The sequence below is a fragment of the Nitratireductor sp. OM-1 genome, from assembly GCF_003296175.1.
GTDB lineage: Bacteria > Pseudomonadota > Alphaproteobacteria > Rhizobiales > Rhizobiaceae > Nitratireductor > Nitratireductor aquimarinus.
Genome location: NZ_CP029208.1, coordinates 3560889 through 3584921 on the forward strand (window position 1 = coordinate 3560889; position 24033 = coordinate 3584921).

The window sequence follows — 24033 nt, forward strand, 5'->3', positions numbered from 1 at the left end:
AGGTGGATCAGCCCTCGCAGGCGCGGATGAAGCGGCGCACGGTTTCCGCCATGCCGTATTCCAGCGCGTCGGCGGTGAGACCGTGGCCAATGGAAACCTCGCAGAGTTCCGGCATGCGGCGCGCAAGGGCCGGAAGGTTCGCCACCGTCAGATCGTGACCGGCATTGACGCCGAGCCCGTGCGCGGCAGCGGCGTCCGCCGTTTTGCCGAGCTTTTCCAGTTCGATAGCGGCCTTTTCGGAATCATCATGGCAACCGCCATAAGGGCCGGTGTAGAGCTCGATACGGTCCGCCCCGAGTGCTGCCGCCGCCGGCACCTGATCGGGATCGGGATCTGCGAAAAGCGAAACGCGAAAGCCCTGCATCTTGAGCCGCGCGATGACGGGTTTTAGAAAGCCGCCCTGCCCGGCAAAGTCCCAGCCATGGTCGGAGGTGGCCTGCGCCGGATCGTCGGGCACCAGCGTCACCTGTTCGGGCTGATGCTCTTCGACGAGCGCCAGGAATTCCTCGGTGGGAAAGCCCTCAATGTTGAACTCGCGGCCGGGGAACTCGTCATCAAGCAGCGCGCGGATCTCCGGCAGGTCGGAAAAGCGGATATGGCGCTGGTCGGGGCGCGGATGCACGGTCAGCCCGCAGGCGCCCGCTTGAAGCGCGATGCGGCCAAGCCCGGTCACGCTCGGCCATGGCAGATCGCGCCGGTTGCGCAGCATGGCGACAGCGTTGAGATTGACGGAGAGTTTTGCCGGCATTGTTGCGTCCCGCTTTTCTGTTGCGCTCGATGCGTTACCATCGCTCCATACCGCGTTCGGGTCGGAACGGACAGGCCCAGATCGCGTTGTCGATAAAGACAAGCCGGGTCGATAGAGGCAAGCCGGAAAGCGTCAGGAGCAGACCATGACCGTCAATGAGAATCCCCCCAATGTGCGGCGCATCGAGACAGACCGCGACGACGCATATGCCTTCGAGATCGTCGGCCACATCACGGCAGCCGACATGGAAAACCTCTACGGTCTTCTCGAAGGCGCTTATGAAGTGCACGACAAGATCGACGTGCTGGTCATCATTCACGACTATGAAGGCTTCGACTGGCATGCCGCCTTCAAGGAACAGACGATGATCGGCAAGACCAACGCACTGAAGCACATCCGCAAATATGCAGTGGCCGGCGGGCCGGCCTGGATGGGCACGACCATCGCCTTCTTCCGTCCGTTCTTCTCCATGGAAATGGAGTATTTTCCCTATGAGAAGGTGGAGGACGCCTGGAATTGGCTGGGCGCGGAACCAGCCCCGCCGCCGGGCTGACCGGCAATGGCCAGTGCCCTATCGCATTTGCGCTGCGCCGGATGCGCGCATCCGCTGCAAAATGCTCTTTGCTTTCCCGCATTTATGCTGCGCCGGATGCACGCATCCGGCTGCAAAATGCTCTCTGCATTCCCGCATTTGTGCGACGCCGGATGCGCGCATCCGGCTGCAAAATGCTTTAGCGCACGATGGTCAGGCGCTCGGAGGCACGGGTGATGGCGGTGTAGAGCCAGCGCTGGCGCGTGTCGCGAAAGGCATAGCTCTCATCAAAGAGCACCACCTCATCCCACTGCGAACCCTGCGCCTTGTGCACGGTCAGCGCGTAGCCATAGTCGAAATCATCGTAACGCTTCTTGGTCTGCCACGGAATTTCCGCCGTGGGATCCTCAAACGCCGCCTTTAAAAGCTTGATCTTGGCCACGCCGCGATCGGGATCGTCCTCTTCGGGCGAGACCAGAAGGTTGATGCCCGGCTTCACGGTCTCGCGCGACGAGGTCATCACCTTCCACAGCGAGCCGTTCAACAGCCCCTTGGCGGGGTCGTTGCGCAGACACACCAGCTTGTCGCCGGCCTGCGGATAGTCGGCGTCGAACCCCTTCAGCTCGCGCAGGCGCTGATTGTAGCGGCGGCGCGTGCGGTTGGTGCCGACAAGCACCTGATCGGCCGAAAGCACCAGATCCTGATCGACCTCGGCCTTTGAAATGACCCTGGCCGCACCATAATCCCCATAGGAGATATCCCGCCCCTCGCGCACATCGAGCGCAAGCTGGATGATGGGATTGTCGCGCGCCTGCCGGTGGATTTCGGTCAGGAGATGGTCCGGCTCATGCTCGGTGAAGAACCCGCCACCGGAAATCGGCGGAAGCTGGCCGGGATCGCCCAGAACGAGGATCGGCGTGCCGAACGACAGGAGGTCGCGGCCAAGCGCCTCATCCACCATGGAGCATTCATCGATGATCACCATCGCAGCCTTGGCGATGGGGCTCTGGCGGTTGAGCGAGAAGGTGGGCGACATGGAGGTGCGTCCCGTCACCTCGTCTTCCACCTCTTCCTCGCCGCGCGGGCGATAGATCAGCGAATGGATGGTGCGGGCATTCTTGGCGCCGCGCGAGCGCAGCACCTGCGCGGCCTTGCCGGTGAATGCGGCGAACTGCACCTCGCCATCGACATGCTCTGCGAAATAGCGCGCCAGCGTGGTCTTGCCCGTTCCGGCATAGCCGAACAGACGGAAAACCTGGGTCTGACCGGCCTTGAGCCAGTTCGCCACAGCGTTAAGCGCTGCATCCTGTTGCGGGGAGAATTCCATGCCGTCCAGAAAGCAGATTCGGCCCGAAATGAACAGGCTGCAATCACACCGGAGGCAGCAGGATCGCTCACGCCATTCGTGCTCAAACCCGTTGCAACAGTGTTGTGCGTGGTTCGACAAGCTCACCATGAGGGATGTTGGGCTTTGCCGCAAAGCCTCGTCCCGCGAGGCTCCCGAGGGGATTTGCCGTCCCCATACCCACCCTCATGGTGAGCTTGTCGAACCACGCAAGACATCAATGCAGCGGGGCATTGAAACCGGTGTCCGCCCCCTCCCTAGCGCGTGTGCGGCGAGAGGTCCCGGCCGGGCCAGGTGGTCAGAGGCGGCTCGGGCATCACGTCTTCACCCAGATGGCTGCTCACATAGATGATGTCGCTCCACAGCTCTTCCTCGCCCTGATCGTTCAGAACCCGCAGCATGACGAGATAGCGCTTGCGCGCCCGCACCCCGCAAACGGGCGGTGAACGCAGGCTGTAGCGCTTGCGCCAGCGCTGCACGCGCTCGCGCACCACATAATAGCCATTGCCCGCAGGGTCTTCGAAGTCGGCCTCGATGATCATGCCGTGGCGCAGATGGCGGATCTCCCGCACCGCCAGATCGTAGTGAATTTCCGAAGAGTTGTGATCGATCGTGAAACCACCGCCCAGGACGGCGAGCAGCGGCTTCTCCTCGGCGCGCTCACAGGTCACCCAGCCTATGGCCAACAGCACAAGGCATATGCCAGACGTCACCAGAAACAGTCGCCAGGTAAGGGCGGCCTCGTCGAATTCCGCCATTTGCTCGCTCCGCGTTTCACGCGGGGCGCATTCAATCATATAGCCGACTAACTATCTAGCCGCAGAAATTGTGGCTGAGAGACCCGCTCACCCCGCATTTTGTGGAATGGATTGTTGTCAGCCTGACCCTAGCGCATCATCGGCCATAAGGTGGCGGCGAGCGCCAGCCCCATGGCGATGTTGAACCATTTGAGCCGCACGGGATCGGCCAGAAAGCCGCGCAGAACCACGCCGAACCCGGCCCAGACGGAAACGCTTGGAAAATTCACGATGACGAAGGCGAGCGCGACAAGGAGAACCGTCGCGAAAGGTGCGGTGGGGTCGGTGTAGACCGCCATGGCGGTCAGCGCCATTACCCAGGCCTTCGGATTGACCCACTGGAACGCGGCGGCCTGCAGGAACGTCATCGGCTGCGCATTGCCTTCACCGCCCTGCCCCAGCGCGCGCGACATGGCGATGCGCCAGGCGAGGTAGAGAAGATAGGCCCCGCCGGCGATTTTCAGGATCGTGTGGAGCGCGGGAAACGCCGTCAGAACAGCGCCAAGCCCGAAGCCAACCGCGAGCAGGAGCGACGCGAAGCCACCGGCAATGCCAAGCATGTGGGGGATGGTGCGGCGGAACCCGAAATTCACGCCCGAGGCCAGCAACATGAAATTGTTCGGCCCCGGCGTCACCGAAGCGACGAAGGAGAAAACCAACAGGGCAAGGAAAACGTCCGGCGACATTCGCCAACTCCCAAACGGTCGCCCGGCGCAGGGGCAATTAGGTCAGTATTATTGACCTTATTTTTCCTGCGGGCAAGATACAGATCGCCCTGCCCGCAGAAAATATCCGTTCACGGAGAGGCTGCGCCTACATGCCTTCCGGGCCGCGGTTCATGGCGGCAACGCCCGTGCGGCACACTTCGACCAGGCCGAGCGGCTTCATGATGGCGATGAACTGCTCGATCTTGGAGACGCGCCCCGTGATCTCGAAGATGAAGTGCTCGGTGTTGGCGTCGATCACCTGAGCGCGGAAAGCGTCTGCCAGACGCAGCGCCTCGACGCGGTCCTCGCCCTGTCCGCGAACCTTGACCAGCGCCAGTTCACGCTCCATCGGGCGGTCATGGCCGCGCTCATCGGCAACGATGGAGAGGTCCACCACGCGGTGTACCGGAACGATGCGCTCGAGCTGATGCTTGATCTGCTGAAGCACATGGCCCGTGCCGCGCGTCACGATGGTGATGCGCGAAAGGTGGCGTTCGTGCTCGGTCTCGGAGACGGTGAGGCTGTCGATGTTGTAGCCGCGACCGGAGAACAGGCCGATCACGCGGGCAAGAACGCCCGGTTCGTTGTCGACGAGGACGGCCAGGGTGCGCGTCTCGGCAACCTGGGTTTCCTTGGTGATGAAATAGGCAGAGCCGGTGGGTTGTAGCTGCGCGTTCATTGCGTGAATCTCTTTTGCAAAACCATCGTGTAACTAACTGAAAACAAAGCGTCCTGCCGCTGAGACAGGACGCCTCATAACCGTCACACCAATTGCCGGCCCTCTTCGTCGATGGCGTTGGCCACCGCCTCGTCGCTGGCCTCGTCGGGAAGCAGCATCTCGTTATGCGCCTTGCCCGACGGGATCATCGGGAAGCAGTTGGCGAGTGCGGCAACACGGCAATCGAAGATCACCGGCTTGTCGACTTCAATCATCTCGCGGATGGCGTCATCCAGCTTGCCCGGCTTGTCGCACATGATGCCGTGGCAGCCATAGGCTTCGGCCAGTTTGACGAAGTCAGGCATCGCTTCCGTATAGGAGTGCGACAGGCGGTTGCCATGCAGCAGCTGCTGCCACTGGCGCACCATGCCCATATACTGGTTGTTCAGGATGAAGATCTTGATCGGCGCATTGTGCTGCACCGCTGCGCTCATCTCCTGAATGGTCATCTGCACCGACGCATCGCCTGCAATGTCGATGACCAGCGCATCGGGATGCGCGATCTGCACGCCAAGCGCCGCCGGCAGGCCGTAGCCCATCGTGCCCAGACCGCCGGAGGTCATCCAGTGGTTCGGCGCATCGAAACCGAAATGCTGCGCCGCCCACATCTGGTGCTGACCGACTTCGGTCGTCACATAGACATCGCGCTCCCTGGTCAGCTCATAGAGCCGCTGGATCGCGTATTGCGGCATGATGATGTCGTCATTCGGCTTGTAGGCGAGCGAGTCGCGTGCGCGCCAGATGTCGATCTGCGTCCACCAGGGCTTGAGCGCGGCCTTGTCCGCCTTCGCAGTCGCGCGCCACAGGCGCACCATGTCTTCAAGGATACGGCCTGCATCGCCGATGATCGGCACGTCAACATGAACGTTCTTGTTGATCGAGGACGGATCGATGTCGATGTGGATCTTGCGCGAATGCGGCGCAAAGGCGTCGAGACGGCCGGTGATGCGGTCATCGAAGCGCGCACCGATGCACAGCATGACGTCGCAATCATGCATCGCCATGTTGGCTTCATAGGTGCCGTGCATGCCCAGCATGCCGAGCCAGTTGTCGCCGGATGCCGGATAAGCGCCCAGTCCCATCAGCGTGGAGGTGATCGGGAAGCCCGTCAGATCCACCAGCTCGCGCAGCAGATGGCTCGCCTCCGGACCGGCATTGATGACGCCGCCACCCGAATAGATCACCGGCCGCTTGGCGTTGGCCATCAGTTCGATGGCCGCCTTGATCTGGTTGATGTCGCCCTGCTCCTGCGGGTGATAGCTGGTGCGCGGCGCGGTCTGCGGCGGGGTGTAGGTGCCCTTGGCAAACTGGATGTCCTTGGGAATGTCCACGACGACCGGTCCCGGGCGGCCCGTGGTCGCCACGTGGAAAGCCTCGTGAATGATCGCGGCAAGCTGGTTCACGTCCTTCACCAGCCAGTTGTGCTTGGTGCAGGGACGGGTAATGCCGACCGTGTCGCACTCCTGGAAAGCGTCGGAGCCGATCAGTGCGGTGGGAACCTGGCCACTGATGCAGACAAGCGGGATGGAATCCATCAGCGCGTCCTGCAGCGGCGTCACCGCATTGGTCGCGCCGGGGCCGGAGGTCACCAGCATGACGCCGGCCTTACCGGTAGCGCGCGCATAGCCCTCGGCTGCGTGGCCTGCTCCCTGCTCGTGGCGTACAAGAATGTGCCGGACATCTTCCTGCTGGAAGAGCTCGTCGTAGATGGGAAGTACGGCGCCGCCCGGATATCCGAAAATATCCTCGACACCATTGTCCTTGAGCGCCTGCACGACGATCTCTGCGCCCGTCATCTCGTTTTGGGCGGATGCGTCCGCTGCTGGCTCCGACACTGCCTTGTTCATCTTGGTCTTTCCGTTCTCTCTACCGGCGATTTGTTTAGCTGCCCAACGCCCCCAAGGAAACACCAGGCCAATAAAAAAGGCCCCCGAGGGAGCCTGTGTTTCGCGCATGGGGTGCTTTCGCCAGACAGCTACGCTGCCTTGCCCATGCGCCTTCCTACGATAAGAATGTTTCCTGTCATCATGGCTGCGCACAATAAGGTTGCTTGAACGCATCGTCAACCAGCTTGATAAGCCCAATTTGAAGAGCCCCGTTTACCCCTCCTCAACCATCCCGCGACACGCCGCCTTAACTTCGCGGCACTAGCCTTGAGCGTTAGGGATAATGGGGTGGCATGATGTTTGTGGAACGCGGAACGACGCAGGGCGAGACGACATCTCAGGAAAGGCGCGCAGCCGATCAGCCGCGCACGCGCCTGCTTGGCCATGTCGTGCATTGCGACGGCTCCCGCGCCACGATTGCCGCAGAGACCGACACCGATGACAGCGGCCAGTCCAATTACTGGACCGTCGGCAAGATGATCTCCATCAATCTCGGCGCGATCCGCACGGTCGGTCTCGTCTATGCGGTGGAGCGGCCCGAACACCGCTGGCGCGATGGCGAGGCGAACCCCATCGCGATCTCGGTCGAGCTGGTCGGCGAAGTGCGCGACCGTGGCGCCGAGCCCGTGTTCGACCGCGGCATCACGGAATATCCGCATATCGGCGCTCCCGCCCACCGCATCCGCTCGCGCGACCTGCAGGCGGTCTACGATCTGGCCGGCCGCCAGCAGGCCGTGATCGGCAACCTGTCGCAGGACGAAAGCATCGATGCCTGTATTGCGGTGGATGACACGCTGAACCGCCATTTCGCGGTCGTCGGCACCACCGGTGTCGGCAAATCGTCGGCCGTATCGCTTCTCCTGCGCAAGACCATCGCCTCACGGCCGGATCTGCGCGTGCTCATTCTCGACCCGCACAATGAATTCGCTTCCGCCCTGCCGGAATACGCGGTGCGCATCGACACCAACACGCTGGACCTGCCGTTCTGGCTGTTTCGCCTTGAAGAACTGGTGGAAGTGCTTTTCCGGGGCCGCGAGCCGGTGACGGAAGAGGTGGAACTGCTGCGCGAGATCATTCCCGCTGCCAAGCATCTCTATCGCAATCCGGGAAGCGCTGCCTCGCTGCGCCGGTCAAACGACACGGGCGGGCTGACGGCGGACACGCCGGTCCCCTACCGCATGGCCGATGTGCTGAAGGAAATCGAGGAGCGCACCGGCCAGCTTGCCAACAAGGCCGACCGGCCGATCTATCGCAGCCTGCGCACACGCATCGAGGCTGCCCAGAACGATCCGCGTTACCGTTTCATGTTCGCCTCGCGTCTCATCGAGGATTCGATCCACGAAACGATCGGCAGGCTCTTCCGCATCCCCAGCCACGGCAAGACGGTGACCTGTTTCGAAATGGCCGGCATGCCGCCGGAGGTGGTCAATTCCGTCTGCTCGGTCATGGCCCGCCTCGCCTTCGACCTGGCGCTGTGGAGCAACGGAAAGCTTAATCTTCTGGTCGTCTGCGAGGAAGCTCACCGCTACATGCCCGCCGATCCACGCCTGGGTTTTGCGCCGACGCGCCACGCGCTCGCGCGCATCGCCAAGGAAGGCCGTAAATATGGCTGCTATCTCGGTGTGGTGACACAGCGCCCGGGCGAACTCGACCCGACGGTCCTGTCGCAGTGCTCCACCGTGTTCGCCATGCGGCTCGCCAACGATCAGGACAAGGCGATCATCCGTTCGGCAATCGCGGACTCCTCCGCGTCCATGCTGTCATTCCTCTCGGCCATGGGCCGGCGCGAAGCCATTGCCTTTGGCGAGGGTGTCGCAACGACCATGCGCATGAAGTTCGAGCAATTGCCGGCGCATGCGCTTCCGGGCCAGCGGGACGATGCGAAGAAGAAGGCGTCGCGCCCCGAAGACATCGACAATGACGTGGATCTCGCCTCAATCGTGGCAAATCTGCGCGATGCCGGCCGCTCCATGCGCTCGCAGGTGCAGTCGCCACCGGATATCGGCTCGCCCGTCCCCGCAGACATGCAGGCCGGCGACCGCGACTACCGGCCCCGGCCGGCAAGGACGCCTGTTCAGCCCGAGACCTTCGAACAATGGTCCCGGCCGTCGGACGATTACGCGCGCCCGGCGAGCTATACTGTTCCGTCGCGCGGTCACTTCGGAAACCGCTAGCGCTCCTCATTTTTTCAGTGCACGGCTCGTGAAGGTTCCGGCGAACTGCCGGAGCCAAACGCCATGCAAGCGGGAGCGCGCCACGCGCCAGCGCAGCGTTCAGTTCTTTCAGTTGAGCGTTGGGAGAGTGTCGCCCTGCCGGGCGCAGACGTCAGGCGCAGACGCGGTTGCGGCCCAGGCGTTTGGCCTCATAGAGCATCTTGTCGGCGCGACGGTAGAATTCCTCAGCCGATTCACGCCCGTCCCAGATGGACAGGCCGACGCTGATCGTCACGCGGATGTTCACATTGCTCGCTTCGATCAAGAGCTGTGACACGGCGCGGCGGATGCGCTCGGCAAGTTTGACCAGAGATTCATTGTTCATGTTCGGCGCAACCACGGCAAATTCCTCGCCGCCCATGCGCGCGACCACATCATGATAGCGGGTCAGGTCTTTCAGGCAGCGCGCCACTTCGCGCAGCACATCGTCGCCCACATCGTGACCATGCGTGTCGTTGACCTGCTTGAAATGATCGAGATCGAGAACCATCAGGCCGACCGGCTTTTCGATGCGACGGAACTCCTGCAGATATTCGCGCAGCGCATCATCGAAGAAGCGCCGGTTCTGCATGCCTGTCAGGCTGTCGGTCAGGGCGGCGTGCTGGAGCGATTCCGAACGGGCGCTCAGCGTTTCCGTCATGGCCCGTAACTTCCCCTCCTCGCGCACCTGGGTGCGGATCAGCGGATAGATGAAGAAGATGCCGAAAATGATGGCGGTCGCCAGAAGGACGCCGGTGACGAACAAAATCTGGATAAAACTCTTCAGATCCTGCGGAGCCGGGAAAATGCTGATGTCGGAGCGTAAAAGCCAATAGGCATAGGCAAGCAGGGCACCCGCGCCCAGCACCAGCAAAATGAAAACAAAGAACGCGGATTCCGCTTTGTGGAAACGCATGCCTGCCCCGAATGACACCCTTTATCGCCTTCTCGCACAGTCTCACTTACGCAAGGTTAATCTCCACAGGCGGAATGCTTCTATTCCGCCGGTTTGGCGCTCGCCTGAAGAACCTCTGCAAGACTTCGCGGAAGCGCGTTTTCCGAAGAAATCGGCACACGTTTCCAGTCTTCGCCAAGCTGGTTGCGAAACCATGTGCCCTGGCGTTTGGAATAGCGCCTTGTGGCGGTTTTCGCCCGCTCGATTGCGTCTTCCAGCGTGCATTCATTTTTGAGACAGGTCGCCAGTTCGGGCACGCCAATGGCTTTCATCGCCGGCAGTTCGGGTGGCAGATCAAGCGCCAGTAGCGCCTTCACCTCTTCCAGAGCGCCCTCCTCCACCATGCGGTCGAAGCGCTGGCCGATGCGCTGTCTGACAAATTCGCGTTCCGGCTCCAGAACAATGCAGCAAGCGGATGCGCGGTCGACCAGCGGCGGCGTGTTTTCCTGCTGCCAGGCGCTCAGCGGACGCCCAGAAGCCTCGAAAACCTCGAGCGCGCGCGTGATGCGCTGCGCATCGCTCGTGCCGATGGCGGAAGCGGCCCCGGGGTCGCGCTCGGTCAAAAGCCGGTGCAGCGCCTCTGGCCCCTCTTTCTCCATGCGCTGACGCCAGTGCCGGCGCACCGCATCAGGCACCGGCGGCACCGGCGCAATGCCCTCCAGAAGCGCGCGGAAATAAAGCCCCGTACCACCTACGAAGACAGGACGCTTTCCTTCGAGCGCACCGCTTTCGACAAGCTTCGCCACATCGTCCAGCCACGCGCCCGTGGAATAGGCGACCGATGGCAGCACATGTCCATAGAGAAAGTGCGGCGCGCGTTTCAGGTCTTCGGCAGAGGGCCGCGCGGTCAGGAGCGAAAGCACGTCATAGACCTGCATGGAATCGGCGTTGATCACCACCCCGCCCGTTTCCTGCGCAAGCGCCAGCGCCAGAGCGGACTTGCCGCTGGCAGTCGGCCCCGCTATCAGGATCGCATTATTCAACATGCCCGCCGCTCACTATTCCGGAAACGCTCATGTCCCTCGTCGCCACACTCATCTCTCATCCGGCAAAGCGCGCTCTCACGCCCGCGGTTGCGACTATGGCCATGGAGGCGCTCGATGCAAGCGCCATCGACTGGCTGGGTGAAAACCTGGCCTGCGACATCGCCCTCGCCCCCGGTTCCGATGCCGCAGAGGCCGAAGCACGCCTGCGCGCGGCACTGGCCGGTGCGCCCATCGATGTCGCGGTGCAGAAGACCGACAACCGGCGCAAGAAGATGCTGATCGCCGACATGGATTCCACCATGATCGATCAGGAGTGCATTGATGAACTGGCAGCCGAGCTTGGTCTGAAGGACGCCGTTGCCGGCATCACGCGGCGCGCGATGAATGGCGAGATCGCTTTCGAGCCGGCGCTGGAAGAGCGTGTGGGGCTCTTAAAAGGCCTGCCGCTCAACGTCATCGACAGCGTGATCGAAAAGCGCATCACGCTCGCTTCCGGCGGCCCGGCGCTCGTCGCTACGATGAAAGCCGCAGGCGCATTCACCGCCCTCGTCTCGGGCGGATTCGAACAGTTCACCGGGCCGGTCGGCGCAAAACTCGGCTTCCACACGCAGCAGGCCAACCATCTGCTGACCGATGGCGACCGGCTGAGCGGCGAGGTCAAGAAGCCCATTCTGGGGCGGGAGGCAAAGGCCGTCGCGTTAAACCGCTTTGCCGCAGAACACGGCCTGACGCCCGACGATGTGCTGGCCGTGGGTGACGGCGCCAATGATCTAGACATGCTGGTTCTCGCCGGCCTCGGCGTTGCCCTCCATGCCAAGCCCGCCGTTGCGGAACAGGCGCGCGTGCGCATCGACCATGGCGACCTCACCGCCCTTCTCTTCCTGCAGGGCTATCGCGAAGCGGACTTCGTCACATGACGCTTCTGGAGACCGACCGGCTGATCCTGCGCAACTGGGGCGAGGAAGACCGCGCCTTCTTCCACCACATCAACTCCGATGAGACGATCATGGAGTTCTTCCCCTATCGTCGCAGCCGCGAGGACGCCGACGCAGCGATGGATTTCATCCGCGATGGCATCGAACAGAACGGTTTCGGCTTTGCAGCGGTGGAACTGAAGGAAACCGGCGACCTCATCGGCTTTGTTGGCCTGCATCGCCCGCGCGGGCTCTCCAACCTGCCCGAAGACGCCATCGAGATCGGCTGGCGTCTGGCCCCGGAATTCTGGGGCAAGGGCTATGTCACCGAGGCTGCGCGCGCCTGGCTCGCCCATGGTTTCGAAACGCTCGGCCTTGATGAAATCGTTTCGTTTGCGGTGGCCGGCAATGAGCGCTCCACCGCCGTCATGCGCCGCATCGGCATGCGCCACGACGCAGCTGACGATTTCGACCATCCCGCCGTGCCCGACACGCACCCCGAGCTGAAGCGCCACGTGCTCTATCGCCTGTCCCGCGCGGACTGGAAAGCCCGGCAGGCATAGCCGGCACTTTTCTCCCCAAATATAAGAAAACGGCCCGGAAACCATCGCTTCCGGGCCGTTTTGCATTGATCTGGCAAGATTGCCTGAAGATCAGTCCATCCGCAGCGTCACGAAGCGCAGCTCGCCATTCTTGGAAGCCAGCATCAGAAGCGCATTGCGGCGGCCCTGCCCTTTCAGCTCCTCAAGACGGTCCAGCACCTCCTTCGGCGTGGAGACCGTCGCCTGGGCGATCTCGACAATGACATCACCAACGGCAACGCCCTTGTCTGCGGCAACCGAATCCTCATCCACCTTGGTGATGACGACGCCGTTCACATCGGCGGAAATCTCATACTGCTCGCGCAGCGCGTCATTCAGCTCGGCCATGTGCATGCCCAGAACGGCGGCAGACGACACGGCTTCGCTCTCGCCGGCCTGCTCATCGCCCGGCGTTTCGGTGGAAGCCAGCTTCTCACTGTCTTCAAGACGACCGAGCGTGACCTTCACGGTCTCTTCTTCGCCCTTGCGGACAACGGTGACGTCCACTTCCTTGCCAACCGGGCTTTCAGCGACGATGCGCGGCAGTTCGCGCACATTTTCGACCGTCTGACCATCGAAGGTGATGATCACGTCACCGGGCTGGATCGATCCGTCATCGACCGGACCGCCTTCGATCACGCCGCTCACCATCGCACCCATGGCCTCGTCCATGCCAAGGCTCTCGGCAATGTCGTCGGTCACTTCCTGAATGCGAACGCCGAGCCAGCCGCGACGCGTCTCGCCGAACTCGCGCAGCTGATCGACAACCTTGATCGCCAGCGCCGAGGGAATGGAGAAGCCGATGCCGATGGAACCGCCAGTCGGCGAAATGATCGCCGTGTTGATGCCGATCACCTCACCATCCATGTTGAACAGCGGACCACCGGAATTGCCCCGGTTGATGGCCGCATCCGTCTGGATGAAATCATCATAGGGGCCGGAACCGATTTCGCGGTTGCGGGCCGAAACGATGCCCACCGTCACCGTGCCACCAAGGCCAAACGGGTTGCCGATGGCCATGACCCAGTCGCCGATGCGCATCCTGTCGGAATCGCCAAACGGCACTTCCTGCAATTCGCGCTTGCTCGCATCCACCTTCAGAACGGCAAGATCCGTCTTGGTGTCAACGCCGAGCAGCTCGGCGTCCAGCTTGCCGCCATCGGTGAAGTTGACGACAATCTCGTCGGCATCGGAGATCACGTGATTGTTGGTGACAACGATGCCTTCCTTGGCGTCGATCACGAAACCGGAGCCCAGGGACTGGGCCTGACGCGGACCACGATCGGCCTCCGGTTCATCCTGAAAGAAATCGTCGAAGAACTCCTGCAGGGGCGAGCCCTCGGGCAGCTTGGGCAGCGGCACCCGGCCGGAGCTTCCGCCGCCTGCGGAGCGCGAGGTGGAAATATTGACCACCGCACCGGCAAGCCGCTCGGCAAGGTCGGCAACCGAGGCAGGGCCTTCCGCCCGCGCTTCCTGCGCAACGATGACCGGCGTTGCGGCAAGACCTCCAAGCGCAAGGAGAGCGGCCACTGGCGCCACCCGCGTGGCGCGTAAAATCTTGGATGGGGTCATAAAGAGCATTTCTCCAGATGGCTTGCTTGGTGGAACGACGATTGGCCGGAATTCTATGCCCTATGCTGGGCCGATTCCATTAACAGGCGCTTCAAATTTCCATGATTCGCCGTGATTACGGCACGTTTGCGGCCCGCACGGGATTTCCGTACGGGCCGCAAAATGTTTCATCCTCTGACGAGCCAGACCACGAACACCCCCAGCATCATGGCGGTGATGCCGGCAGTGCGAAGCGCACTGTCCGGCATTTCGAGGACCTGCTCGGCAAGCCTCTTGGCCAGCCCTGGCATGCCGCCGTAGACCAGACCCTCGATAACGAGGACAAGGCCCAGAGCGGCAAGGAAGTCGCCCATGTCGACCGCCGGCTACTGGCCGGCCGTCGCGCCCTGTGCGGCCGGAGCCGCCGGAGCGGATGAGCCCGAGGCACCGCCGGTCGAGTCGTTGAAGAAGCGGAAGAACTCCGAATTCGGCGAAAGCAGCATGGTCGTGCCTTCCGGGTTCAGCGCCTGCTGGTAAGCATTCATCGAACGATAGAACTCGAAGAAGTCCTCATCGCGCGAGAAAGCATCGGCGAAGATGGCGTTGCGCTCTGCTTCGCCCTCACCACGCAGGATTTCCGATTCACGCTGTGCAGCAGCCAGGATCTCGACGACCTCACGGTCGGCGCGGGCGCGGATGCGGGCAGCGGCCTCACGGCCACGGGCACGCAGGCGCTCGGCCTCGGCCAGACGCTCGGCCTTCATTCGGTCGTAGGTCTGCTGAGAAACCTCTGCCGTCAGATCGGTCCGGCGAATGCGCACGTCTTCGATCTCCAGGCCCAGCGATGCAGCGGCGGGACGCAGTTCGTCGGCGACTTCACGCATCATCGATGCGCGCTCTTCCGAAAGTGCAGCCTCAAAGCCGCGACGGCCATAGACACCGCGCAGGGCGGAGTCGAGACGCGTGCGCAGACGCTGCTCGGCAAGAGCGACGCTACCCGAAACGGCCTGCCGGAAACGGCGGGGATCGCTGATCGAGTAAGCGATGAAGGCATCCACTTCGTAGAACTTGCCGCCCGAGACCTGAACGCGGATGTCGTCAAGGTCGAAGCGCAGGATGCGGTCTTCGATGATCTGGACGTTGTCCGCTTCGAGGAAGCCGAACGGAAGTTTGAAGTAGAGACCCGGCTCGGTCTTCACATCGACGATTTCACCGAAGCGAAGAACAATGGCCTGCTGGCGTTCATTGACCACGAAGATCGACGAATAGACCAGGAACAGGATGACCGCGCCAATGACGACGAGAATGGGGAAACGGTTGGACATCAGTTGCTCCCTCCCGCAGTCGTGCGCGGCTGCGATTGCTGGCGAAGTTCAGGCAGCGGCAGATAGGGCACAACGCCCGAACCGCCATCCTGGCCGACAATCACCTTGTTCGAGCCCTGAAGCACGTTTTCCATGGTTTCGAGGAACAGCCTCTTGCGTGTCACGGTCGGGGCCTTTGCGTACTCGTCATAGACGGAGACGAAGCGCTGTGCCTCACCTTCGGCTTCCTGCACGACGCGGTTCTTATAGGCCGCGGCTTCTTCGCGGATCTGGGCCGCTTCACCACGGGCCTGACCGAGCTGCTGGTTGGAGTACTGGTTGGATTCCTCAACGAAGCGGTCTTCGTCCTGCTCGGCGCGCTGCACCTCGTCGAACGCATCGGCCACTTCGCGCGGCGGCGCAGCGTCCTCGATCGACAGGGCGTTGACCGTCAGACCCGTGCCATATTCGTCAAGCGCGGTCTGGATGGTCGTGCGCACATCCTCGGCAATGCCCTGACGGTCATCACGGAAGATGTCCTGAGCCGGCCTGCGACCGACAACCTCACGCATGGCGCTTTCGGCAACCTGGCGCAGGGTTTCGTCGGGATTGGCGACATTGAACAGATAGGCTGAAGGATCGGCAACCTGATAGGCGACGGAGAACTTCACGTCGACGATGTTCTGGTCACCGGACAGCATGAGACCGCTGGACGTGCCGCCCCGCGTCTCACCAATGTCCACCAGACGCTCGGCGACCGTGGCCTTCTCGACCGTTTCGATCGGCCACCAATGGAAGTGCAGGCCCGGCTCGGAGAGCTCCGGCTTCGGCTTACCGAAACGCAGTTCCACCGCCAGTTCGTCCGGCTGAACCGTGTAAACGGATTTGAACAGCCACAGACCGGCCAACGCAACGAGCACCAGAACGATCATGGCCGGGCTGACGCCACCGCCACCGGGCAGTGCGTTTTTCAACCGGTCCTGTCCGCGTTTGATGATCTCTTCCAGATCGGGCGGAGATCCCTGCGGTCCGCTCGGCCCACGCGGTCCCTGGTCCCAGGGCCCCCCGTTATTGCCGCCGCCCCAAGGGCCGCCTCCGCCACTTTGATTGTTCCAGGGCATTCGTGTTCCTTTTCTTGATCCGGGCTCCGGCCCAAAGGCCAGCTCTCCCATCCGGTCAGTTATAGGTAGCGGCAAATCCCCTTTCAACGCGGCAGCCCGCCGCGTTCCCTGATCTTTGCAGGGAAAAGAGTGCCTTGCCCAGCCTGTTCAGCGCCGTTGGTAGACCACATAGGTTGTGGCGTAAACGTCCTTTTCACCTTCGGGCACGTCCTCACGCGAGACTTCTTCCCAGATTTCCGGGTCGATTTCGGGAAACACCGTATCACCGTCGATCTCGGCATGCACATGGGTGACATGCAGACGGTCGGCCATCTCCATCGCCTCGCGGTAGATCTGCCCGCCGCCGATGACGCAGATATCGGCCTTCGCATCGCCACCGCCAGCCAGCGCAAGCGCAACGGCAAGCGAAGAGACGCATTCCGCCCCTTCAGCCTCGTATCCCGCCTGCCGCGTGATGACGATGTTGCGCCGTCCCGGCAGCGGTCTGCCGATGCTTTCCCAGGTCTTGCGCCCCATGACCACGGGCTTGCCCGTGGTGATCGCCTTGAAGCGCTTCAGATCGGTCGACAGCCGCCACGGCAGATCGCCCTCGCGGCCGATCACACCGTTTTCGGCCATTGCCACAACCAGTTCGATGCTCATCGCCCCCTCCCCGCTCAAACGGCAATCGGCGCACGGATCGTCGGATCCGCGACATAGCCATCAAGACGGAAATCCTCAAAGCGGAACGCAAAGAGATCCGTCACATCCGGGTTCATCCACATGGTGGGCAAGGGCTTGGGCGTGCGCGTCAGCTGCTCGCGCGCCTGATCGAAATGGTTGGAATAAAGATGGGCGTCGCCCAGCGTGTGCACGAAATCGCCGGCGCGCAACCCGGTCACCTGGGCGACCATCATCGTCAAAAGCGCATAGGAGGCGATGTTGAAGGGCACGCCCAGAAAAATGTCGGCGGAGCGCTGGTAGAGCTGGCAGGAAAGCCGCCCGTCGGCCACGTGGAACTGGAAAAGGCAATGGCATGGCGGCAGCGCCATGGAATCCACCTCGGCCGGGTTCCACGCCGACACCACGTGACGCCGCGAATGAGGATTGTCGCGCAAACCTTTCAGAAGATTCGCGATCTGGTCGATATGCCCGCCATCCGGCGCCGGCCAGGAGCGCCACTGCGCACCATAGACGGGCCCCAGATCGCCATTCTCATCCGCCCACTCATCCCAGATGGAAACACCGTTTTCCTTCAGGTAGCGAATGTTGGTGTCGCCCTTCAGAAACCAGAGAAGCTCGTGAATGATCGAACGCAGATGCAACTTCTTGGTGGTGAGAACGGGAAAGCCTTCTTCCAGATCAAAACGCATCTGATGGCCGAACACGCCGCGCGTGCCGGTTCCCGTGCGGTCGTCGCGGTCGACACCGTTTTCGAGAACATGGGAAAGAAGATCGAGATACTGGCGCATGGCTGTCCGATTCGGGCTGGCGTTATCGCGCCATCATAAAGCAGCCACCTGCCACGAAAAGTGCGCGCCACAGGGTTTGGCGACGCCATCCACATACGCCGGCGCATATTCGGGCAACAGGGTTAAAGTCTAAGCCGCCCCTTCCCCCGGCAGGACGAGGCGGCGAAGTTCAGCGAAGCCGGAACCTCAAAGTTCGGAAAGCTGGCCCAGATGCTTCGCAACCAGATAGTAGAACGTCACGCGGCTCTTGGACCGGTCGCCAGACATGGTTTCGCACACGCTCTCGATCACGCCATCGCATTTTGCGGCGTCGGTCTGTCCGAGCTTCTTCATGCACCAGCTGGTGCGAACGCGGTCAAGCTCGCTGGAATCGCTGCAGGAGACCAGGGAGGAATCCCTGTTGCGCAACGCGATGCCAAGATGCTTCACGATCTTGTTGACGACTTCCTCACTCGCGGTGGCATCGTATTTGCGGACATCCGCAAGATAATCGGCCATGATCTTTTCCCTCACTTTTCAACGTGGGTACGCTTCCACAGAAACGGCCGGACCCACGCAACCTGTGCGTTTGCCAAGGCCGCCTCACACCAAAAAAAGACATTTATTAAAGGTTGACGTTAAGTCAATGCGAAAACCCCACGGGTTTCACGCGAAGACCCCTTTTCTTGCGAAGGCCGGGTCACTATATTCGTTGCGTCGGCTCGACCGACTATGGCGATAAACTGCCGGTGAAATAAGCCATTCGGACCCGGGGGCAGTGCCCGGCGCCTCCACCACAAACCGCCGCAGGGCTCCGGCCCAAGGGCGGCTTCTGATGGGGGCGAAACAGGATCGACGAGGGTGTAAAGATCGGACTTTCGCTCGGCATGATACCACCGTTATCGGGTCAAACTAGTAGTTGCAAACGACAACTATGCGGAGGCACGTCTCGCTGCTTAATGCAGTGCGACAGCTTCACTTGAACTCCTAAGGGTTCGCACCTTTAGGCGGGGTCCGGAGGCACCTGGCAACAGAAGCCTCCACTCTTGCCCCGCTCTCGACCTCTCCTTTCAATCTCCCCTTCCCTGCATCGACATTCGCGCGCAGTCAGCGAAGCTGTCAGGCAATGTCTCCGGCGCAGTGCAGCGTCCCGCAGCGATTGTCTGCAATACAGACAAGAGGGCCATGGTTGAAAAAACTGGTCTGTCAGGCGGGTGGGAGCGTGCGAACAGACATAAGCCGCCTTTTGCCGGTTTACGTGAGCACGGTCCTTGATTAGAGGTAAGTCAAAGATTCAACAACCGGTTCGCAGAATGGCCGAAGACCGCATTAGATACGATATTCTCGCTCAGGATGCGCTGCGTGGCGTCATGCGCAAAGTCCTGACTGAAGTTGCGCGCACGGGGCTTCCCGGCGAGCATCACTTCTTCATCACCTTTCTGACCAATGCACCCGGTGTCCGTGTATCGTCACGCCTGCGTGAACGTTATCCCGAACAGATGACAATCGTGTTGCAGTATCAGTACTGGGACCTGAAAGTCAGCGAGACGGGTTTCGAAGTGGGCCTCTCCTTCGCCGATGTGCCGGAAATGCTGAGCGTTCCCTTCTCTGCGGTGCGCGGGTTCTACGATCCGTCCGTGAATTTCGAGCTCGAGTTCGATGTGAAGCCCGAGCAGGAAGACGCTCCCAGCGCCGAGATCACCGCGGTTCACACCGATGGCGACGAGGCGGACGAGGGATCGGCGAAAAAGGCCGGTGCAAAGAAAGCCGCCCGCAAGCCGAAGAAGAAGGAAAAGGCCGAAGCGGATGCCGAGACGGCAACCGATGAGGCAGAAGACGACGCCGGGTCCGGGAACAAGGGTGCGGAAGTGGTTTCCCTGGACGCCTTCCGGAAGAAGTGACGATGGGCGAGCTGGTCAATCTTCGCCAGCGCCGCAAGCAGCGTGCGCGTGCGGAAAAAGAGCAGCGCGCCGCCGAAAACCGCATCCTGCATGGCCGCAGCAAGGCCGAGCGCATGCGCGATGAGAGCGACAGATCGAAGACCATCGCGCAGCTGGACGGGCACCGGCTCACCGGTCGCCCGGAACGCGATCCCAAATGAGCGGAATTGCCAAGCGTTCGGTCAGCATTCGCGGCCACCGCACGAGCATTTCCCTCGAAAAACCATTCCTTCAGGAACTTGAAGCCATCGCCCGGCGGCAGAACATGCCGCTGGCCACGCTGATTGCCGAGGTGGATGAGAACCGCAGCGCGGACAACAACCTGTCCTCCGAGCTTCGCCTCCATGTGCTGCGTGATCTCAAGGCGCGTCTTGAGGAAACGACCGGCAAGGCATGAGAGCCTGCCGGGAGAAATGAGCGGCGACCGCTCTACTGGCCACCGTCCAGAAGCTCGCGCAGACGATCCGCTGAAAGATCCTTGGCCCGGAAGAACTCCGACACCGCATCAGGCGTATTGATGCTGCCTGACGGCGGCTCAAGCGGCGCACGCTCGATCTCTGCTGCGGAGCCATTTCCAGAAGGAGCCGGCGCGACACGCTGCGTGCGCTTAAGGGCTTCGGCGGCGCGGGCGGCTTCCGCCTCGCGGCGGCGGGCCTCTTCAGCCTCCAGCCGGGCCGCTTCCTCGGCTTCACGGCGGCGGGCCTCTTCTGCCTCACGCGCCTTGCGCTCCGCCTCTTCAGCTGCGCGGCGCTCGGCCTCCTCGCGCTCCAGCCGGAGTTCGCGCTCAAGCCGCTGCCGCTCGGCTTCGGCCTGCTCGCGCTTGACCTCAAGCTCTGCGAAATAACGCGCTTCACGGCGTAGGCGCTGCTTCTCCAGAAGCACCGACTGCATGCGCTCCACACGCACCTGCTCGCGCTCAAGCGCGCGCTGGGTGAGATACTGCGCCAGAGGTTCGACCGAAAGCCCGGAACCAACAAAGCCGAATGGCCCGGAGGCAACCACCTCGACACGCGGCTCCGCCCCCACCACCGCATCCACACCGGGATCGAAGACCAGCGCGCCATCGGTGGAGACTTCCATCTTCTGCAAATCGGCCGTGGCCGTGGTGCTGAAGGTCGCGCCGTCTGTCGCCAGCTGCACGGGCGGCGTGCGCGCCATGCCGCCGGCAATGGTGAAGGCGAATTCCGTTTCGCCTGCGGAAAACTGTCCTTCGCGGATCAGCCGCGGCGCGAAAGCCTCGGTCTTTTCAAGATCGATCCCATTGCCCACCGCATCGGCTTCTTCAAGGATCTGCGGCAGCGCCTTCGGGTTCAGCCCGTTGATGACCAGATCCTTCAGCGTCGCGGAACCGGAGCCCGTCAGGGCCGCCGCCATCGCATTCACGCTCTTGCCGCTGGCGGTCACGCTGGCGCGCGCGCTCATGCGCCCTTCCAGGCTACCCTGCGGCATCAGCGTATCAAGCGCTGTGTCGTTGAGACCGATCTGCGCCGAAAGAAGCCCGGTGCCTGCATTGTTTTTCAGCGTGGCAAAGCCTTCGACGGAACCATCGAACAGGGAAGCCTTGAGATCGGAGACCGTCAGCCCCTCATCGTCCAGCCTGAGTTTCAGGCGCGCATCGCGGCCAGCCGAGAGAAATCCCGTCCAAAGCGCATCCGTGCGCAGCTCGAGATTGGCCGAGAACGGCAAAGACACGTCGTTGCCGAATGGCGCCTGCGGCCATGCCCCGTCTTCTTCGCCCGAAAGCACGTCCGGCCCCATGACGAGTTCGGCAGCCGGTGCGAGATCAAAGCGCGTCATGGTGAGCGCGCCATCGATATGCGGCTTGCCGCCATCGAGCGCGATGTTCAGATCCCCCGTCACACCGCTGCCGGCCACCTCGCCTTCGAGATCGGTCAGAACGGCAAGCTTCTCGCTCCATTCAAGATCAGCGGAAAGCGCAACGGGCATGCCAAGCCCGAAACCGGGCAGAACCACGCCGCCAACGGCAAGCCAGGTTTCAATGTCATCGCTGACAAGCTTCACCTCGCCGTCGAGGGATGGCGCGGAAAGCGCATTGAGCGCCTGCCCCTTGAAGGAGGCGACAAGCCCCTCGCCCATCACCCGCGCCTGCCCGTCAACCGTATCGGCCAGAGAGCCTTCGGCCGAAAGCTCAAGCCGCGCCTCGCCGACCAGACCAAGCGGCAGGGCCGGAATGCCGGCCAGTCCATAAAGAACGGCGGCTTCGTCGTTTCGCGCCGTCAGCGAGAGCTTGAAATCACCGCGCGCCAGATCGTCCTCTGCGCCGCTGTCGGAAAGCGAAAGGCTCAGATCCGTGCCGCCGGCAACGCCTTCGGCGCTGACGGCGATGCCCATGGTTTCATCGCCATTCTCGGCGGCACTGGCGACGAGGTTCAGCTCGGCGTCCTGAAGCAGACCGGGAAACGCCTGAACGCGCTGCGCCAGCGCCCTGAAGACACGGTTCTCGGGAAAGCGTCCCGCCAGCGCCAGAACCAGCTCGCCAAGATCGGTCGACAGAACCGTCGCATCGACCTGCCCCGTGGGCATGCCTGCAAAATTGCGCAACTGACCGGTCGCGCTCAGCTGCGCGCCGGCGAACCCGCCGAGCGTCAGCCGGTCGATTTCCAGAACGCCCTCGCGCAGGCGAAGTGCCGTGTCGAGCGTGTTGGCCTGCATGCCCAGCGCCGCCACCGGGCCGGCCTTGATGTCGAGATCCACATCATGGCCCGAAAGCCGGTTCACGCCCGCATCGCTGACAAACAGCGACATGAAGGCCTGAATGCCTTCCAGATCGAGCGCCTCGCCGTCGAGCTTTGCATCGAGCCAGGGCTTTGCGTTCTCCGGCTCCCGGCGCTCGACGCGTCCGTTGAAACGCGCGTCACCCAGGATGAGTTCAAGCCCCTCAAAGGTCTGCGCGCGGCGCGAAAGCGCCACATCGGCGCTGAAACCCGCAGCCGGAAGTCGGCGGATCGCATCGTCCACATCGCGCGAAACCCAGGCGGCAAAGCCCGAGGGCTGGGCGATGGCCAGAAGCATGTGCCCGTTGAAGCCCAGCTCTTCATCTGTCGCCAGAAATCCGTTCGCCTCGAAGCGCGTGCGCCCGGGAAGCGTGGCCGCAACGGAGCCGACCGCCCAGCCGCCCTCGGCGGGCTCGGCGCGCAGTTCGATGTTGCGGATCGTGGTGTCGCCGGCAACGATCGCCGGCAGGTTGATTGCAACCTCACCCGGTATGGTTGGCGAGGGCACGGCGCGGATCAGTGCGGCAAACGCCTCGAAACGCCTGGCGATATCCAGACCGCCCGACGCGCTGTCGCCGTCATTCTCGCCGTCGAAACGCAATTGCGCGCCGTCGGCTGAAATGAAGAAGCGCGGTTCGCCGCCAAGCTCCAGACTGGCCCGCCCCTCGGCGGTGTAAGGCGCGTCGGCCGGCCCCGTCTCGAAACGGAACTGCTCGACCGCCAGACGGTCGTGGCGCAGGTCGAAGAGACCCGTCAGCCGGTTGGTGGCGGCGGCACTCGTCAGCGCCAGCGGCCGCTCGGCCTCCTTGCGCAGCCTGGCAATGGCCTCATCGGAATAGGTGTTGAGCGCAAAGGCGCCGTCATAAAAGGCGGCCCCTTCCTCAATCCGCGCCTGTCCATCGGTGGCGAGCCTGACCGGTAGGTCGTCCGGCAGCGCCTCGAAACGCACCCGCATGCGGCCATCATCGCCCAGCGAGCCGGTGGAAACGGAAACGCGCATCGGCATGTCGTCGAGCGAGAGCGTTCCGCCAATACGCCACGGCCCGGCCAGACTGCGGGCGGAAAGCTGCGCATCAATGTCGGTCAGTTCGTGCTGACGCCCGCTTGCCGCATGCGCCAGCGTCACCGAGCCATCGACGATGGAGACATTCTCCAGCGTCACCTGTCGCGCATCGAACGGCCCGGACGGACGCACCGCCCAGTCGATGCCGCCATCGGCGGCAATCGCGATCTGCGCATGCGGCCGCGTGAGCTGCATGTCGAAGATCAGCACCTCGCCGCGCAGGAAGGGCGCAAGCTCCGCATGCATGGAGAACTCGTCCACCGTCATGCCCGGCGCCTGCGGCGTCTTCCCGGCCACGACGACATCGGTGAAGGTCAGAGACGGAAACGGCAGAAGCCGCGCGCGCGCAGAGCCTTCCACCCGGACTTCACGGCCAAGCACCCGCCCCGCCTCACGTTCGAAGGCGGAGCGATAATGGTTCCAGTCGATGAAATAGGGAGCCACCAGCGCCGAGGTCAGCGCCAGCACCACAAGTCCACCGAAGAATACGAACAGCCGGGCCAGTTCCGTCTCCTAAATATGCGTCCT

General features: G+C 62.6%; 23 protein-coding genes and 1 other RNA gene. 8 read left to right on the plus strand and 16 right to left on the minus strand.

All coding sequences use genetic code 11. The features are described 5' to 3' along the window. Positions 1-7: 7 nt before the first annotated feature. Positions 8-748, minus strand: coding sequence for a pyridoxine 5'-phosphate synthase (locus DEJ54_RS16990; RefSeq protein ID WP_113155594.1), 741 nt, complete (start codon positions 746-748; stop codon positions 8-10). A gap of 145 nt (positions 749-893) precedes the next feature. Between DEJ54_RS16990 and DEJ54_RS16995 the strand changes: the two genes are divergently transcribed. Beyond that, complete coding sequence (locus DEJ54_RS16995; RefSeq protein WP_113155595.1) at positions 894-1301, plus strand: STAS/SEC14 domain-containing protein; 408 nt, start codon at positions 894-896, stop codon at positions 1299-1301. A gap of 178 nt (positions 1302-1479) precedes the next feature. Here the strand turns inward: DEJ54_RS16995 and DEJ54_RS17000 are convergent, their stop codons facing one another. From DEJ54_RS17000 to DEJ54_RS17020, 5 genes are all read right to left on the minus strand, one after another. Further along, positions 1480-2607, minus strand: coding sequence for an ATP-dependent RecD-like DNA helicase (locus DEJ54_RS17000; RefSeq protein ID WP_113155596.1), 1128 nt, complete (start codon positions 2605-2607; stop codon positions 1480-1482). Between the two features lie 275 nt (positions 2608-2882). After that, on the minus strand, positions 2883-3383 hold the full coding sequence (locus DEJ54_RS17005) for a hypothetical protein (RefSeq protein ID WP_113155597.1): 501 nt from the start codon (positions 3381-3383) through the stop codon (positions 2883-2885). A 128-nt stretch (positions 3384-3511) separates the two neighbouring features. Further along, positions 3512-4108, minus strand: coding sequence for a LysE family translocator (locus tag DEJ54_RS17010; protein ID WP_113155598.1), 597 nt, complete (start codon positions 4106-4108; stop codon positions 3512-3514). Positions 4109-4235: 127 nt separating this feature from the next. Next, positions 4236-4808, minus strand: coding sequence for an acetolactate synthase small subunit (gene ilvN, locus DEJ54_RS17015; protein ID WP_113155599.1), 573 nt, complete (start codon positions 4806-4808; stop codon positions 4236-4238). Positions 4809-4891: 83 nt separating this feature from the next. After that, the gene (locus DEJ54_RS17020) at positions 4892-6694 is read right to left on the minus strand and encodes an acetolactate synthase 3 large subunit (protein ID WP_113155600.1); all 1803 of its coding nucleotides are present in this window, start codon (positions 6692-6694) and stop codon (positions 4892-4894) included. 335 nt (positions 6695-7029) lie between these two features. Between DEJ54_RS17020 and DEJ54_RS17025 the strand changes: the two genes are divergently transcribed. Further along, entirely contained in the window at positions 7030-8907 is a 1878-nt protein-coding gene (locus DEJ54_RS17025; protein ID WP_113156367.1) for an ATP-binding protein, read from the plus strand. Positions 8908-9058: 151 nt separating this feature from the next. Here the strand turns inward: DEJ54_RS17025 and DEJ54_RS17030 are convergent, their stop codons facing one another. Both DEJ54_RS17030 and miaA read right to left on the minus strand, forming a co-directional pair. Continuing rightward, positions 9059-9841, minus strand: coding sequence for a GGDEF domain-containing protein (locus tag DEJ54_RS17030; protein ID WP_113155601.1), 783 nt, complete (start codon positions 9839-9841; stop codon positions 9059-9061). An 80-nt stretch (positions 9842-9921) separates the two neighbouring features. Next, on the minus strand, positions 9922-10866 hold the full coding sequence (gene miaA / locus DEJ54_RS17035; protein ID WP_113155602.1) for a tRNA (adenosine(37)-N6)-dimethylallyltransferase MiaA: 945 nt from the start codon (positions 10864-10866) through the stop codon (positions 9922-9924). Positions 10867-10895: 29 nt separating this feature from the next. Here miaA and serB point away from each other — a divergent pair, with 29 nt between their 5' ends. After that, entirely contained in the window at positions 10896-11783 is an 888-nt protein-coding gene (gene serB / locus DEJ54_RS17040; RefSeq protein ID WP_113155603.1) for a phosphoserine phosphatase SerB, read from the plus strand. Beyond that, positions 11780-12343, plus strand: coding sequence for a GNAT family N-acetyltransferase (locus DEJ54_RS17045; protein ID WP_113155604.1), 564 nt, complete (start codon positions 11780-11782; stop codon positions 12341-12343). The genes serB and DEJ54_RS17045 overlap by 4 nt, the downstream gene beginning before the upstream one ends. Before the next feature lie 90 nt (positions 12344-12433). Here the strand turns inward: DEJ54_RS17045 and DEJ54_RS17050 are convergent, their stop codons facing one another. The 7 genes from DEJ54_RS17050 to DEJ54_RS17080 form a co-directional block, all read right to left on the minus strand. Then, positions 12434-13933 (minus strand): DegQ family serine endoprotease, encoded by a 1500-nt coding sequence (locus tag DEJ54_RS17050; protein WP_113155605.1) that lies wholly within the window; start codon positions 13931-13933, stop codon positions 12434-12436. 167 nt (positions 13934-14100) lie between these two features. Beyond that, positions 14101-14286 (minus strand): DUF2065 family protein, encoded by a 186-nt coding sequence (locus DEJ54_RS17055; protein WP_113155606.1) that lies wholly within the window; start codon positions 14284-14286, stop codon positions 14101-14103. 12 nt (positions 14287-14298) lie between these two features. Continuing rightward, a complete protein-coding gene (hflC, locus tag DEJ54_RS17060; RefSeq protein ID WP_113155607.1) occupies positions 14299-15237 on the minus strand; it encodes a protease modulator HflC in 939 nt (312 codons plus the stop codon). After that, a complete protein-coding gene (gene hflK / locus DEJ54_RS17065) occupies positions 15237-16337 on the minus strand; it encodes an FtsH protease activity modulator HflK (protein ID WP_113155608.1) in 1101 nt (366 codons plus the stop codon). The genes hflC and hflK overlap by 1 nt, the downstream gene beginning before the upstream one ends. A gap of 147 nt (positions 16338-16484) precedes the next feature. Next, positions 16485-16979, minus strand: a complete 495-nt coding sequence (locus DEJ54_RS17070; RefSeq protein WP_113155609.1) for a dihydrofolate reductase — start codon at positions 16977-16979, stop codon at positions 16485-16487. 14 nt (positions 16980-16993) lie between these two features. After that, positions 16994-17788, minus strand: a complete 795-nt coding sequence (locus tag DEJ54_RS17075) for a thymidylate synthase (RefSeq protein ID WP_113155610.1) — start codon at positions 17786-17788, stop codon at positions 16994-16996. 186 nt (positions 17789-17974) lie between these two features. Continuing rightward, positions 17975-18286 carry a DUF2853 family protein gene (locus DEJ54_RS17080; RefSeq protein ID WP_113155611.1) on the minus strand — a complete coding sequence of 104 codons (312 nt, stop codon included), beginning with the start codon at positions 18284-18286 and terminating at the stop codon, positions 17975-17977. Positions 18287-18444: 158 nt separating this feature from the next. On the opposite strand from DEJ54_RS17080, the gene ssrA reads away from it, so the two are divergent. The 4 genes from ssrA to DEJ54_RS17100 all read left to right on the plus strand — a co-directional run bounded on the left by ssrA (position 18445) and on the right by DEJ54_RS17100 (position 20104). Next, positions 18445-18812, plus strand: a transfer-messenger RNA (tmRNA) gene (gene ssrA, locus DEJ54_RS17085). A 268-nt stretch (positions 18813-19080) separates the two neighbouring features. Then, the gene (locus tag DEJ54_RS17090) at positions 19081-19668 is read left to right on the plus strand and encodes an SspB family protein (RefSeq protein WP_113155612.1); all 588 of its coding nucleotides are present in this window, start codon (positions 19081-19083) and stop codon (positions 19666-19668) included. Between the two features lie 2 nt (positions 19669-19670). Next, positions 19671-19868: a DUF4169 family protein gene (locus DEJ54_RS17095; RefSeq protein WP_113155613.1), complete on the plus strand. Its 198-nt coding sequence runs from the start codon at positions 19671-19673 to the stop codon at positions 19866-19868. After that, positions 19865-20104, plus strand: a complete 240-nt coding sequence (locus DEJ54_RS17100) for a ribbon-helix-helix domain-containing protein (RefSeq protein ID WP_113155614.1) — start codon at positions 19865-19867, stop codon at positions 20102-20104. The genes DEJ54_RS17095 and DEJ54_RS17100 overlap by 4 nt, the downstream gene beginning before the upstream one ends. A 32-nt stretch (positions 20105-20136) precedes the next feature. Here DEJ54_RS17100 and DEJ54_RS17105 read toward each other — a convergent pair whose 3' ends face one another. Next, positions 20137-24009 carry an AsmA family protein gene (locus DEJ54_RS17105; RefSeq protein WP_371685982.1) on the minus strand — a complete coding sequence of 1291 codons (3873 nt, stop codon included), beginning with the start codon at positions 24007-24009 and terminating at the stop codon, positions 20137-20139. Positions 24010-24033: the final 24 nt, after the last annotated feature.

Excerpts from the sequence above, each read along its gene's own strand:
- DEJ54_RS16990 (WP_113155594.1), bottom strand. The coding sequence starts at position 748 with ATGCCGGCAAAACTCTCCGTCAATCTCAACGCTGTCGCCATGCTGCGC.
- DEJ54_RS16995 (WP_113155595.1), top strand. The coding sequence starts at position 894 with ATGACCGTCAATGAGAATCCCCCCAATGTGCGGCGCATCGAGACAGAC.
- DEJ54_RS17000 (WP_113155596.1), bottom strand. The coding sequence starts at position 2,607 with ATGGAATTCTCCCCGCAACAGGATGCAGCGCTTAACGCTGTGGCGAAC.
- DEJ54_RS17005 (WP_113155597.1), bottom strand. The coding sequence starts at position 3,383 with ATGGCGGAATTCGACGAGGCCGCCCTTACCTGGCGACTGTTTCTGGTG.
- DEJ54_RS17010 (WP_113155598.1), bottom strand. The coding sequence starts at position 4,108 with ATGTCGCCGGACGTTTTCCTTGCCCTGTTGGTTTTCTCCTTCGTCGCT.
- ilvN (WP_113155599.1), bottom strand. The coding sequence starts at position 4,808 with ATGAACGCGCAGCTACAACCCACCGGCTCTGCCTATTTCATCACCAAG.
- DEJ54_RS17020 (WP_113155600.1), bottom strand. The coding sequence starts at position 6,694 with ATGAACAAGGCAGTGTCGGAGCCAGCAGCGGACGCATCCGCCCAAAAC.
- DEJ54_RS17025 (WP_113156367.1), top strand. The coding sequence starts at position 7,030 with ATGTTTGTGGAACGCGGAACGACGCAGGGCGAGACGACATCTCAGGAA.
- DEJ54_RS17030 (WP_113155601.1), bottom strand. The coding sequence starts at position 9,841 with ATGCGTTTCCACAAAGCGGAATCCGCGTTCTTTGTTTTCATTTTGCTG.
- miaA (WP_113155602.1), bottom strand. The coding sequence starts at position 10,866 with ATGTTGAATAATGCGATCCTGATAGCGGGGCCGACTGCCAGCGGCAAG.
- serB (WP_113155603.1), top strand. The coding sequence starts at position 10,896 with ATGTCCCTCGTCGCCACACTCATCTCTCATCCGGCAAAGCGCGCTCTC.
- DEJ54_RS17045 (WP_113155604.1), top strand. The coding sequence starts at position 11,780 with ATGACGCTTCTGGAGACCGACCGGCTGATCCTGCGCAACTGGGGCGAG.
- DEJ54_RS17050 (WP_113155605.1), bottom strand. The coding sequence starts at position 13,933 with ATGACCCCATCCAAGATTTTACGCGCCACGCGGGTGGCGCCAGTGGCC.
- DEJ54_RS17055 (WP_113155606.1), bottom strand. The coding sequence starts at position 14,286 with ATGGGCGACTTCCTTGCCGCTCTGGGCCTTGTCCTCGTTATCGAGGGT.
- hflC (WP_113155607.1), bottom strand. The coding sequence starts at position 15,237 with ATGTCCAACCGTTTCCCCATTCTCGTCGTCATTGGCGCGGTCATCCTG.
- hflK (WP_113155608.1), bottom strand. The coding sequence starts at position 16,337 with ATGCCCTGGAACAATCAAAGTGGCGGAGGCGGCCCTTGGGGCGGCGGC.
- DEJ54_RS17070 (WP_113155609.1), bottom strand. The coding sequence starts at position 16,979 with ATGAGCATCGAACTGGTTGTGGCAATGGCCGAAAACGGTGTGATCGGC.
- DEJ54_RS17075 (WP_113155610.1), bottom strand. The coding sequence starts at position 17,788 with ATGCGCCAGTATCTCGATCTTCTTTCCCATGTTCTCGAAAACGGTGTC.
- DEJ54_RS17080 (WP_113155611.1), bottom strand. The coding sequence starts at position 18,286 with ATGGCCGATTATCTTGCGGATGTCCGCAAATACGATGCCACCGCGAGT.
- DEJ54_RS17090 (WP_113155612.1), top strand. The coding sequence starts at position 19,081 with ATGGCCGAAGACCGCATTAGATACGATATTCTCGCTCAGGATGCGCTG.
- DEJ54_RS17095 (WP_113155613.1), top strand. The coding sequence starts at position 19,671 with ATGGGCGAGCTGGTCAATCTTCGCCAGCGCCGCAAGCAGCGTGCGCGT.
- DEJ54_RS17100 (WP_113155614.1), top strand. The coding sequence starts at position 19,865 with ATGAGCGGAATTGCCAAGCGTTCGGTCAGCATTCGCGGCCACCGCACG.